Annotated in this window: 1 protein-coding gene (only partly in view); it reads right to left on the bottom strand. The window is 68.1% G+C overall.

This entire window lies inside a single protein-coding gene on the bottom strand: locus ABZ827_RS03555, encoding a LuxR C-terminal-related transcriptional regulator (protein ID WP_357232294.1). The 96180-nt coding sequence extends 50254 nt beyond the window's left edge and 31730 nt beyond its right edge, so the window shows coding positions 31731–45926 (codon 10577, partial, through codon 15309, partial); reading right to left, the first codon wholly in view occupies nucleotides 14193–14195. Both codon boundaries (start and stop) fall beyond the window edges.

Genomic DNA, 14196 nt, shown 5'->3' with positions numbered 1-14196 from the left:
CGTGGCCGGTCCCCCGGACCCCGTTCGACCCACCATGTCGTCGCCCCCGGGCCGACGACCTCGTCCGCGGTGCCGCCGCGCAGACCGCCGTCCAGAACATCCACCGATCCCGGCGGCGGACCGATGGCGGGACCTGCGCTCTCGACGGTCACGCGTAGCGCGGCCCCGGCCGGTTCGATCAGCACGGTGGTGTCGCTACCCGGCATCTCGAAGGCCAGCACGCTCTCCACTGTTTTCGCCACATCAGCCCGCGCGGCGCCGGGCCACCCCGGGAGGGCGTCGTCGATCTTCTCGGCGGTCACCCGGCCTGCTGCCGCGGGATCACCCGGACCGAAGTGCAGCGACTGCCGAATGGCTGCCGGTGTGGGCTCATCCGAGCCGGGCGGCGTAATGGCACGACCGATCAGGGTGGCCGGCTTATCGGCGCCGGGTTCACCGTTGTTCTCGACGTATACAGCCGGCTGACCGTCCGGCACCCAATCGGCGCCATCGGGGTCCTTGATGAAGACATAGGTGGAATCGACCCCCATCCGACGCCGGCCCCACACGTAATCCTGTTCGACCATCGTCGTTTCCGGCCGTTCGAGCGCATCCGCCACCGCTTCCCCGGTATGGAATTGCCGCTCCTTGACGATCGGGCGGCCCACCTTGTCGATGCCCTGGAATTCCATCACCGTGAGGTGCGCACCCACCCCGCCCTGCGAGGTCGCCAGACCGGGGGTTTCGTCGACAACCCACGCCTTGGATCCGGGTCCCAGAGCCACCAGGCGGCCGGCGATCTTGTCCCACGCCGTTCGCCCCGGGACTCGGCGATCGGGCGGTTGGGATTCATCCAGCTCATCGGTGCTGACCCCACCCCTGATCCACACACCGCTCAATGCGCTGCTCAGCTCGTCAGCACCCGGGACCGCGACCGTACGCGGATCCTGCCCCGTGGCCTCGGCGATCTCGTAGATAGCGCAGTCCGCGGCCTGCCCTTCCAACGCATGCTCCAGCAGCGGGCGAATCCGGGACGTATACGGGCCGCGGTAGTCGGCGCTGCCGTCGGAGATGGTGGGGGCCGGCTCCGGGACCGAAGGCAGCCTGCTCACTCCCGGCGCGAGCGTGTCCGCGGCCGGTGAGGGAATCACCGTGTGCAGCGGGGGCAGCGCTCCGCTCTCATCTGGTGGCTCGAAGTATTCGCGCTGTACCCACAGCCGCTCGAGACCCGCTGAACCCCGGTAAGCCGGGTAGTTATTGCGTGTCCGCCGCAATCCGTCGAGCGTCGCACCGAACAGTTCCCGTTCGCCCTCGTCGGCCGGGAGATGTAGGACGAGAGCCGGATTTTCGTCCCCGCCTCGGCGTGCGGTCTCGAGCACGGTCATCTCGAAATGGTCGGCGGCCGGCCCCAACCAGTCCTCGTACGTCCCCCCGGTATCCTGCAGGGATCGATCGGCCGCCAGAGCCCAATCTGCCAGTGGCGCAGCGAATCCCAGTTCCAGCCCGGTGACGTACTCGCTGATGTCGACATCATTGAAAGCGATCACCGGCGAATCGAGCATCAGAAGATGCACCGGGGGATGTCCGGGCAGCCGCACCGCAGTCCGCTCGGCCGCTGCCAGAATGCGCACCAGTTCCGCGGCATCGCCGCCTGCTGCCGTACGGTGGGCCAGTTCGTAGCGGTTGATCCGGTTGCGCCACCGGGCCGGGATCCCGCCGAGATCGGCCGGCGCCGCGTCCGAGAGTCCCCCTTCGGCCAAGGCCCACCGATCGTCGGCACTCAACGAGGCAAAGAATTCACCAACAGTAGAGAATTCGCCATCAGCAATGAGCTCGGCGCCGCGAAGCCAGATCCGGTCGGCCCGTTCACGGGCACCGGGCGGCGGCAGTTCCGGCAGGTTCGGCCGGAGCAGCACCTGCGCCGACAGATCGGCCAATACCCGCTCGTGTTTGTCGGCATCTGCCGCCAGCTTCCGGTAATGCGCGGCCAGCTCACCCAATCCGGTTTCGAGGAAAGTCAGCAGCTCCTGCACAAGCTCGCGCAGATCCTGCTTCGCAGCGTGCTGGAAATCTCGCGCCGGGTTGTCCGGAGACAAGTCCCGCGCCAACCTGTCGGACAGGCCCGCCAACTCCGCGACCGACAGCGTTGCCAGTTCGAACCCATCCCAGGCGAGTCCCCGGAACCCACTGCCGACAGCGAATCGCAGGTATTCGATCCGGTGCTCGACCGCTTCCAGCCAGCCCCGCTTCAGTCGGCGCTGCACAGTCGCCGGATCGCCGTCCCCATGCCGGCCGACCAGACCCAGCTCACGCGACAGCGAACCGTAAGTGGTGAAAATCGCCTCGACCGCGCCGAACCAGTCGTCCAGCTCGATCCGGTTCCTGAGCAGATCGTCCGCCGCCGCGTCCAACAGCCGCGCAATCTCCTGCAGTCGCTCCAGCTCCTCAGCTGCCCGCTGATCATCCGGCCGGGCAGCTGCTACCCGCAACCTGCGTTCGAGTTCGTCGATCCGATCCACAACGACTTCGGTGGCGAGCAACTCGCGCTCACGGGCAATCCGCTCGTCGAGTTCCTCCACCCGGTAGCCGGCCCCCGGGTCCATTCCCCGGCGGACCAACTCGTTGATCTTCTTGCTGACATCCCCCGGAGTCAGCGCGAACCTCCCGGGTTTTGCCTGACGGCCGGGGTTGACAGTCTCCCGCGCATAGCCGGCGAACTCCCCCGCCAAGACCTCCCGCTCGGACAGCAACCGAGCCAGCGTTTCCGAGCCCATCCGCGACCCCCACGCCACGGGACGTCCCTTCTGCCCCGCCATATGCCGGCGAATCTGCTGTGCCTGCCATTCGACCCGCAGCTCGAGCAAATTCCACCCGAGAACGTGCTCGGCCTCGCCCCGGGCCCCGGAGCCCTCCTGACCCCCGCCGCCGGACTCCGCATCCCGCTCGTCAGCACTGCCACGCTCGGGATCCCGGTCACGTCCACTGCCCAGCTCCGATTCACCGGCCGGGAACTGAACCAGCCTCAGCCGAGGCCCCTGATCTCCGGCAGCCGGACCCGCGATATCGCCTAGTTTCGGCCGGCCGGGCGGCGGCACCGTGCCGGTTCCCTCCTTATCGATATCGATGCGATTCACCGGGTTACCTCGGGCGTCGAGTTCGATACCGTGACTGTGCAATACCGTGCCGACTGCGCCTGCCGGGTCGAATTCGCCGAACACATTTCCGGCGAGATCGACCTTCACCAGCACACCGTTGTGGTTCACCACGAAGTAGGCATGGAATCCGGTCAGCGATTCCACCCCGTCGGCGTAGGTATCGATCACCACCATGCCCCGGCCGCTGTTCGCGCGGCGTATCGCCAGATCCTCCTCGGTCGGTTCCGCGACAATCGGAGTGCCCAGCAGTTTTACTGCGATGGCCAGGTGGCCTGCCGCGCCGCTGCCTTGAAAGTCGGTGTGCCCGCCCACGTTCCAGGACAATGCGGCGGCCGGAAAGCCCTTGATCTCACGGCCGTCATCGTCGAACACTTTCGGAAGTTCCACTTCCGGAAGCCGGACAACGGGCTTGCCCCTACGGATGGCGTGGTAGTAGTCGTTGACGGCCAGACCGGTCAGCCACGGGCAGAGATCATGATCGGGGACCTCCGGCGGCACGGTCGCTGCCGGGGGATGCACCGGCCCGGTCTTCCCGCGGCTCCTCTCGATCCGGGCCGCATGGCCCTCGACCGTCTCCCGCATATGTTCCGCACCGAATTCCGCCGCCCGGCTGATCACCCGGCACAGATCGAGGTATTCACCGACCAGATCGGTGAGCTGTTCGACGGTTGCCTCCGCGACCTCGGCCTCGCGCAGCTGATCCCCGACCCGGCGCCGGCTGTCCGCAGGGCCCTCGAAGAGCCGCGGACCGGCCAGTACGGCGTCCGCGACCATTCCAGGGTCCTGAGGCAGTGCGGCCCGCAGCGCCGTGCGCGCTTTTTCGAGCGCAGCCGCCTGCTCGATCCGCAGGTCCAATCGTTCGAGGGGAGTGCGCTGGGCCGGGCCCAGCTCTGTGGAGTCGTAACGCCGGTGCGGCAACAAAGGCTTGCCGGTAACCAGGGTTTCAACACGCCGGCCAGGGACTGCGGTTGCTCGACTCAGCGGCCGGTCGGCACCGTAGTCGAAATCGGGCTCATCGCCCTCCTGTGCCGCCGGCAGCGTCATAGGCGAGACCGGAGGTGGTACCTCGACCAGGGCCGCTATTTCCATCAGCTCCCGGTCGATGTCCGACTGCAGTCTCTCGGCCTTTCGGTCCAACCAGGACCATTCGGGGTCCGAGCGGAGCATTTCGTCCGGATCCTGGTCCAGTTCATCTGCCAAGTCGACGAGGCGTTTGCCGACCTCGGCGCGCTCAGTGACAGTCCTGCGCTGCTGCTCTGCGAACCAGTTGAGCCGGTTACGTCGGTCGCGGAGGGCACGGAGCCGCTTACCCCACCGATCGGAATCCGATATCGCCTCGGCAAGAACCGTGCGCGGCCAGAGCCCGGCCGCATCGCGGCGTATCACCGCTGCCCTGTGCTGTGCCATCCGGCGCTGGGTATCCGCATCAGCGAGCGCGTGCTCGAGCAGTGCGAGCCCACACACCCGGATGGTGTCGGTGTGCCACAGTTCCCGGCCCAGCAGCAGCACCCGGTCGAGAACGGCGAGTTCGGCGATCAGCTGTATCCACCGCGGACGGTTCCCGCCGGGGACCAGATCCGCGGCGAATTCCTCGATGCGTGCCTCGGTCACGTCTTCCGGTGTCCAGCCGAGTAGCCGCGCCAGCTCCCGCGCCCGCGCAGAACGCCCCAACTCCAGATTGTCCAGTGTGTCCTGGTCCAGATCTTCGGGGGCAACTCCGAAGGGGTGACCGAGCTGTCGCAACCCTTCATGCAAAGCCTCGACCCGCTTCGCCGTCCGCGACCGCAGCGCCTCCAGTTCGGCGCCCATTTCAGGGGTGGGCCGTTCCGCGGGTTTCACGGCAGGCCATCGTGCGCAGGCCTCCGCCAGGACGGTATCCAGTTGCTCTTCGCATTCGCGGAGGTCGGCTGCTCGGCGGTCGAGCATGTCGAGCAGCTCCACCAGTGGACGCACCCGCCGGTACCACAGCGCCGCATCCCCGATCACGATCCGTCGAGTGGCATCCGGCTCCAGCTCGAGTTGTCGGTCGACCTGTTCCTCGCTCGATGTCGCGGGATCGATCCCGGGCAGCCAGGACAGCACGTTGCCGGTGGACTCCAGCCGACCCCGCAGCTCCTTTTCCACCTTCCTGGTCGGTCGCAATTCGCCCGGATGCCAACCCAGTTCGGCTGCACCGAATACCTGCGCAGGGAACAACGGCTGATCCTCGAGCCGCTCCCATTCCTGCGCGAGCAGCTTCAGCCTGTCCACCTCCGCGGACAACAGCTGCAGCCGATGTGATCGGGTGTGCTCCGAATAGTGTTCGCGCAAAGCGACTTCCAACCGGTCGAGGCGCTCGACCCGACCGGTGAGCAGGTCGGCTTCCACGAATTTCGCCAGTTCACCACGCACTCGCTCGAACTCGGCCGGCAACTCCGCCGCATCATCGGATATCGCCTGCCCGTCAGGCACCGGATCGGTGCCCGCGGCTGCGTCTGTCAGCTGTCCCGCCGGCAATCCCCACTCGTGCTCCAGAAGACCGCCGAGTACCGAGTGCATATCCTCGAAGAACCCTCGGATCTCAGCGAGGGAGGAGGCTGGACGCGCGGACAACAGTTCCCCGTGCAGCCGCTCCACCCGGCGCTGCATCGTCCGCCGCCATTCGACCAGCTCGCGCGGCAGCTGACCGTCCGGCTCCTCGGGTTCGGGCGAGGGGACCGCGGGCGGGTCGCCGTCGCCGGCACCGCGATCGCCGGCACCGGAATCCCGGTGCCCCCCGGCTTCGTCCGCGCGCTCGCCGGAGCGGTCCCCTTCGCGGTCACGGTTGCCGCCCGAGTTCGCGCTACCGGCCGACGCCTCCACCCCGGTGGACTCCGCGGCGATATGCGTGATCGCACCGTACGCGTCGAGCACGATCACCTCACGCAGCGCCGGGATCGGGGCATTCCCCAACGCAGCGGCCAGCTGGTCCGGCAGCACCATGGAGTCGACCAGATCGATCACCACCCGATCCGCCACCCCGGCCGCGACGGTGTGCTCGATCCAGGATCGCAGCGCCCGCACTCCCCCGGCCGACGGCGCGTAATACCCGAACGGCCGGCCATCGATCCGGAGGGAGTCGCGCCACTCCACCCGGTAACCGGAGCGGGCCAGCACGGCCGAAGAGCCGATCTCCGCGCGCACGCGGGATGCGTCGCGGTCACGACCGGAGATGAGCCGGTCCGCGACGACACCCGGCCACAACCGGTTCGACAACAGCGAAACAAAGTCGACCGTTTCGTGGTCCGCTGTCCGGCCGTCGCCAGCAGCCACGGTAGGCGGGCCGCCTCTTTCGAGTCTGCCTCTCTCCCAGCGATTTCCTACTTCCGAGGGCGCGGATGCAATCCCCGGCTCCAGCAGCGCCCCCGGGCTGCCACGGAACCGGACCCCGGTGAAGGCGGCGGGGATATTCACGGGGCGTACCTTCGGCTCAAGCCCATTCACCGGCCTGCCGTCACAGAACTCGAACCAGACCACCCGCCACGAATACGGATACCCGCGCGCCCACGCCCGGGCCACGACCTCGCCCCGGTGGATCTCCTCCTTCCCGTCTTTCATCTCGTACACCACCACGTCACGCTCGCCCGAGCCGACCACAGTGAACGCGTGCCCCGTACCGTCCCCGTTCAGCACAGCCCCGTGCACCACCATGTGTCCCTGGGCCCGCACAACCCGATCCACCAGCGCCGGTACCGACGTCACCTGGTCGAAATCCGGATGCACATCCGCCCGCAGAACCAACCCGATATCGGACAGCAGGTCACCCTGCAACGGCGCGTCGGCCGCCGGAGGTTCAGGCCGTTCTGGAGGTTCACCCACCTCACCGTTGACCCGCCACAGTTCGAACTGCGTCCGATACACCGAATACGGCGCACACGGCCCCACCAACGCCGGCTCGGCAGTCGCCTCCGGAGCCGGCATCGTCAGGTCGGCAGGGTTCGGCCCCGACTGCTGACTGGTTCCGTCCCCGGCCGGGACTGTTCGGAGGGGCACCGCGATAATGCCGGCACGTGCCGCGGCCACGGTGCGCCCGGTCGGATGGCCGACGCCGAGCTTCTTGCCGCTGTTCTTCAGATGAGATTTCACGGTGTCCACCGAGCAACCGAGCTCTTCGGCGATCGCGGCCCTCGACATACCCCGCGCGTCCAGTTCGACGACTTCGATTTCCCGCTCGGTCAGTGTGCCGGTGGGGCGGAAGGTACCGGCGAGTGGAATCAGACCCGCGCTGAGGGCTACCGACACCATTGCGGTCCGGTCATCCACACCCAGCTTCTTACCTATACCCAACAAGACCTGCTTCACGGTTCCGTGAGGCACTCCCAGACGCTCACCGATATCGGGATTCCGCATGCCCTCCGCGACCTGGCTGAGCACGTCTACCTCGCGCGCGTCCAACACCCCGGAATTCTGCGGCGGATACATTCGGAGCAACTCGGCGGCGAGCACATCGACCGCGAAATTCTCTTCGGCGTTCAGTTCACGGCCGTTCCGAACCGCTTCCACCGCTGCGGCGATGGGTAAATCGGCCCCTGCCAACCGGTCGAGGATCTCCACCAGCTCACCACCACCGGCCCTCGCCACGGCGAGCCGTACTCGCACCGATTCGCTAACCCCCAACCCGGACAACAACACCCGCAGCACACCCACCCGGCGACGCAATCCCGTCCGGTCGGCCGGAGTCGCGGGCACCGTGCGGAACTGCAGGGCATCCACCAGCACATCCCGCCGGCCGGCACCGAACTCGTCGACAAGGCCCGCCACACAGGACTGTGCCTCGTCCTCGGAAACAGCCAGCGCCTCAGCGATGGTCCGATTCGTTTCGCCGAGCGCGAGCATGCCGAGCGCCGTATTTTCCGCATCCGACAGATCACGATCAGGCAATTCCGGTATCCGGCCCACCGCATCGGATGCCTGTCCTGTGTCGTCGGCCACGCTGAAAGGTGGTGTGGGGTTCCGGTCACCCGACAAGGCCGTGATCAACTCACCCCGGAGCCGATCCGCCATTCTTCTGACGACGCCCACGGGATAACCGGCTGCCACGATATCGTCGGGGCTCATCGCCAGCAGGAAGCACTTTATGGCCAGCTCCCGCACAGCGGGTACGGCCAACCGGTCCACGGTAGCTACCAATGCTTCCCGGTCGAACCCTCGAACGACTCGCAGCACCGTCGCGAAGGAAACCTCGTCGGTGGTCGCGGCAACCGCTGCGGCCGCTACGTCCAATACCGGCAGGGCGGGAACGACCAGCCGTACCGCCGCATACTGCTGTTCGGCAATCCATTCCGGCGTTCTGCGCATAGCACTCGCAGCCACCGCCGCCGACCGGCCGCTCAAGAGGGTCTCCCGCGCAACGCGCCGCATCTCGGGGTCTGCGAGGTTCGCGATCGCCGATGCCAAGCCGGGACGGTCGACGGCCCGGGCCACCTCGACCCTGCCCATTGCCATCTCGGAGTCGATCACGCTGACCAGGGATTCGGAAAGCTGGTCGGCCAGCTTCAGGACGGTTCGTCGTACTCGCAATTCTGCCGCGGGCGGAATGATTCCGAGTTCGGCGCCGATATCGGCCGGTGTACGTCCGTGCAACCACAGGCCGAAAGCATTCCTGCGTCGCACCGGCAACTGCTCGACCAGCAACCTCAGTTCTTCCCGGCGCCGCCCCCGAGCCTCCTGGATCGTCGTTACCGCGGATGCCAACGCCCCCTCAGATATCGCAAGAGCCACACTGTCGGCGGACAGCATCTGCGCCACTGCATCCCCACCCACCGGGAAGAGGTCCGGCTCGCCGTCGTCCCGGATACCGGCGAAGCCTGCCTGCGGGCGGCCCGGCCCAGTAGGGACCGAACCATCGGGTGAATCGGGACCTGCCTTCCCCGCGGCAGAGGCCGGGGCCGTCCGTGGAGGCGCGCTCGGCCCCGTCGTGCCGCGGCGGATGAAGGTGCTGGGGCTCGGCGCCGCGTAACCGAGTTCGGCGACAGCCTGCATCACCCGCCGGACCACTTCCGGGTCCGCTCGTTCGTTCCGCAATACATCGCCGGCATACGTGACGCTCACCTCGGCACGCGCAGCTACTGCCGCGAGGGTGGGCCGCGGTTTCTCCCGCACACCGTCGGCACCATCGAGGTCGAACCCGATCCGCTCAGCGGCCTCCCGCAACCGCCGCATGGTCTCCGGGCGGGGCCGCCGTTTACCGGCGAGGATGAGTCTGATGTCCTCGCGTATCATGCCCGATTCTTCCGAAAGATCGGCCAGCGTCACTCTCCGCGGAACACCATCCGGGCGGGGAATCTGCTGACCGACCAGCGGATAGCCGAGTTCCGCAGCGATCTCACGTATCCGGCGGCGGGTTTCGGGGGCCAACCCGACCCGGCGGTCGCGGATGGCTAGATGTGCGGTGGAGATGCTTACTCCGGCGGCGTCGGCGATCTCTTTCAGGGTGACCCGCGATTCCGGGCGGATCGCCTCGGACATCCGCCTGAATCCGCGGCGGTGCAGATCGCTGAGTACGGCGAGTTTGAGGCCCATCACCTCGGCCACGGCGGTCCGTGCCAACCCTGCCCGGTACAACAGCAGCAGCGTCCGTTTCTCGGCCGCGGTCAAGGGCGCCAGCGCGTCCCAGAACTGATCGCAATGCGCGCGGGACAGTGCGGCGGCCTCTCGTTCGTTGGCCGCAGCTGCGACGATCCGATCACGGAACTCGGGGAAGACCCGGCGCAACTGCTGGTAGTCCAACGCTTCCCGGGCCAGCTCCGCCGCGCGAGCACTCAGATCCGCGTCGGCATCCGCATCGGACGCCTCTGCCGCCAACCACTGGAAGGCCTGTTGGACCACATCTTTCAGCAGGGAACGGTCACCCAGTGCACGGGGACCCACCTGGCCCAGCACCACATTCCGGTACCGCGTGAACAACTGGCGGCCCAGGACCTCACGATCGCTCGGGCCGGATGCGTCCGGCACCTGCGCACCCGTGCGCACCCGATCCGCAGGGTCGTCCGAGGCCGCCGTCGGCGTCTTCGAGGTACCCGGGCGGCGTGCTCCGCCGCCCCCGTGAGTGGGCTCCGCCGGGAGGGGCCGGCCTATCCGGGTGGAGGGTTTGTCGGCCCCGGGTTCACCGTTGTCCTCGCGGTATTCGGCGGGACCGTGTTCCGGGGGCAGCCATGCCGTGCCGTCGGCGAAGCGGAACATCGCGTAGGTGTGAGTCACCCCGGGCCGCTCCAGACCCCACACGTAGGCCTTTTCGTGCTTCGTCGTCTCCGGCCGCTCGAGCGCATCGGCCGTGGCCAGACCGCGAGTCCGGTGCCGTTCGATGATGATCGGCCGGTCGAGCTCGTCCGTGCCCTGGTATTCCAGCTCGTAGGCGTGCGCCCCGATATCGTCAGGTGTGTCGGTGAGGGCGGGGGCTTCGTCCACCACGACGGCCACCGATCCGGGGAAGCGCATTCGCACCAGCTGATCGGCGACCTTGTCCCATGCCGTCCGGTTCGCGGCCGTGCGTCCGCGCCGCGTCCACAACTCCGAGTTGTAGCGAACCAGGAGGTCACTGTCGAATCCGTCGGGGAACCACACTCCGGCCAGTGGTCCGCTGAGTTCGTCGGCGGACCGGCCGGGCGTCGATGCGGCCGGAATCGACCGAGGATCCACGCCGGTGGCGGCGGCGATGATCTCGGTGGCGCAATCCGCCGGCTGCCCTTCGAGCGCGTGCTCCAGCAGCGGGCGCAGCCGGGTCCGGTGGGGGCCGCGGTATTCGGTGGTGCCGTCGCTGCCGGATGCTGCTGTCGCCGGGGCGGCGGTGCCGTCGGGTGAGACGAAATCGAGATCGGGGGTCAGCGGGCCGAGCCCGCCCGGCCGGGCATAGACGCCGTAGTGATCGCGCGTGCCGATCAGCCCGAGCAGCTGGTCGTTCAGGCCGTCCGACGAAGCTCCGGCGTAGAGCACCACCGCGGGGTACTCGTCGCCGCGCTCTCGACCCGCTTCCTCCACCAGATCCGTGAAGCGCTGTGCGGCGAGCGGGAATCCGTCGGGCACGGTCGCATTGATGCCCAGGTCGAGGACCGACGCCTGTTCGGTGGTATCGACGTCGCCGATCGCGATCAGCAGCTGATCCAGGGTAAGCAGGTGCACCGGGGGGTGCCCCGGTAGCCGGGCCACGCGCTGTTCGGCCGCGTCCAGAGCGTCCAGCTGCGCAGTGATGTCGTGGCCCGCGGCCTGCCGGTGGACCAGTTCGTAGCGGTTGATCCGGTTGCGCCAGCGCGCCGGAATCCCGGCGAGGGGCAACGAACCGTTCGGAAGCCCCCCTTCGGCCAGTGTCCAGCGGTCCTCCGCGCTCAATGCGGCGAAGAACGCGCCGGCACTGGGGTATTCGCCGGCGCGCAACCAGATTTGATCGGCCCGTTCGTGAGCTCCCGGCAATGGCGGGGTGGGCAGAGCCGGCCGCACCAGCACCTGCGCCGAAAGGTCCGACAACTCCAGGTCGAGTTCGGTCTCCAGTTCGGACCGCCGGCGGTATTCCGCGGCGACGGCATCGGGGTCCAGCTCGAGTAGACCGATCAGCTCCTGGATCTGCCGCTGCAACACATCCCACTCGGGCGGCCGGTGCTGCGCCGCCGAATCCGACAGTTCCCGCAGTTCGTCGAGCGATATCCGCCCGTCGCGGAAGGCGAACTGCCGGAGCAGAAGTCGCCATTGCGCGCCGGCTCCGGACCCGGAGGCTTCGAGCATCTCCGGCAGAACCAACTCGAGATCCCGGATCCGGTCGTGCACCGCCTTCACCCAGCCGGCTCCCAGCCGGCCCTGTGCCATACCCAGTTCCCGGAGCGGCCAGCGGTTCGTGGTGAACAGCTGCTGCACCCTGCCTGCTATGGCATCCAGCCGCGCCGTATTCGCCAGGCGCTGCCGGGCGATATCGGCCAACTGTTCGGCCAGCCTGCCCAAGTACCGTAGCTGTTCCACAGCCCGCTGATAGCGGTGCGCGGCCTCGGTCTCCTCATGCGACCGTGCCGCCGCCGCGTCCCGGCGAGCTGCCTCCGACCGCAGGGCCCGCTCGAGCTCGTCGATCCGGGACAGCACGGGGTCGATGATGTGGTATTCGCGTTCGTAGGCGATCCAGCGGTCGTATCTCTCCACCGCGAGCGCGGTGTCGTCGGGGGCGATACCGCGGCGACTCCGAGCGGTGATCTCCGCGGTCGCCACCTCGGGGGTCAGCCGCGCCACATCCACGAGACCGGCGTCATCGGGGAACTCTTCGACCAGATCGTTGGAGAACTTCAGCGCCAGCCGTTCCCGCTCGGCGCGCATCAGTACCAGCGTGCCCGGTCCGGAGTCCCGGGCCCAGCTCAGCGCCCCGTACAACCGCGTGCGACGGGCCCGCAACGCGGCCCGCAGCTCGAGTAGTTCGGTGCCGAGAACCTGCTCGTCGTCGTCCGGCTCGGGGCCGGCCCCGAGTTCGGGCACCACCCGCAGATGCCGGACTCCGTCCCCCGGCGCCGGCCCCGTGACATCTCCCACCCGCGGCGGCCGGTTCTCCGGCGGAGTCCTTTGCGCGCCGACCGGATTACCGTCCGGGTCGAGTTCGTTCCCCTCGGCATCGAACAGCGGGTCGACCGGGTTGCCTCGAGCGTCGAGTTCCACACCGTGGGTGTAGGCGACGACGCCCTCCGCCCGATCCGGCCGGAACGGGCCGACCAGGTTGCGACTCCGGTCGAAAACCACCAGCTCGCCGTCGTGGTTGACCACCAGATAGGCGTGCGCGCGCGGTGCGCCCCTTCCAGCACGGACGTAGGCGTCGACCACCAGCATGCCGCGGCCGTGGTTTCTCGCGCGCCGCGCTCGGGTGGGCGGACGACCGGGTTCCGCGCCCAGCAGAAGGTCCTGGATCGCTTTGTGGCCCGCGGCCCCGAAACCTCGGTGCTTATTGTGCCCTCCGGCCAGCGAGGACAGTGCGGCGCCGGGGGTGCCGTCGTCATCGACAGCCACCTCCGGGATGGTCATCGCGCGGTTCTGCTCGCGGATAGCGAAGTAGTAGTCGTTCGCGGCCTGGAGCATGAGCGGCACACAGCGACCGTCCTTCTTTTTCGGCTGTACCACGGCCTCAGCCTCTTTCGGCTGTGTCACAGCAGCACCGAGCATGCCCGTGAGACGTTCCGCTCGTATCCGGAGTGAGGCGTCCCGCGCCTCTTTCTGTATCCTCTCAGCGCCCGCCAGATCAGCCTCTGACACCCGTTGGTCGGCGCGTATGAACTCCGCCGTCGCCTGTGTGTCCCGGGCACGTGCCCGTTTGATCTCGAGCGCCAGTCGCGCGCGCCACTCGTCGGCAGGCGGGTGGAACTCCGACGCCCCGTCTGCCGCCTGCTGCCCCGGAGGGGCCGGAGGGCGCGCTGATCGGCTCGGTGAACCCGCCGCCTGGGCCTCCGTGGCCGGGTTCGGGACCGGAGTCGACCGGCCGAACACATCTTTCGGGGTGGGAACGGCAGGTGGCGACGGCGGCGCCACACCGGCCTTCGGTGGCTCGTTCAGCGCGGGATGCTGCGCACCGACCGTTGTGACGCCGTGGCCCGCCGGCTTCCTCCGTCCGGCCGCTCGCGCCGTCTCTCCACCCTGCGGCGTGGCCGTTGTCTCCGGTGCTGTCGTCTCGGAGCGCGCGGCGATCCCGTAGACGCGGCGCCGTCCGGCGGCATCGAGGAAGGAGTGGGTGAGTTCCCAGTCGAGCGCGTCGTGCACTACGAGATAGTTCTGGCCAGAAGCCCACCCGATTCGGGTACTCGCGGGAACCCGCAGGTACTGCAGCGGCTTTCCCGCGAGCCGCGATGATTCTTCCTCCGCTGGATACCACCGGTCGCTGCCCGGATCCAGCGAACCGCCGGATATCTCGGTTCCGAGGTAGTGCGCGGGCAGGGCGCGCACCAATACCAGATCATGCGGCGCCGAGGTCCACTCGCTCTCCGCATACCTGTTGAATTCCCGCTCGAAGTAGGTTCTTGCCGTCCACTCGTCGCTGAACGCCGCTTCCTTCGACGCTATTGCTGCGCCTGCCACCGCCGTCTTGGCGACG

It is taken from the genome of Nocardia sp. NPDC019395 (genome assembly GCF_040632335.1).
Taxonomy (GTDB): Bacteria; Actinomycetota; Actinomycetes; order Mycobacteriales; family Mycobacteriaceae; genus Nocardia.
The sequence above is the reverse complement of the archived record's forward strand: the minus strand, read 5'-3'. Positions and strand labels throughout refer to the sequence as shown.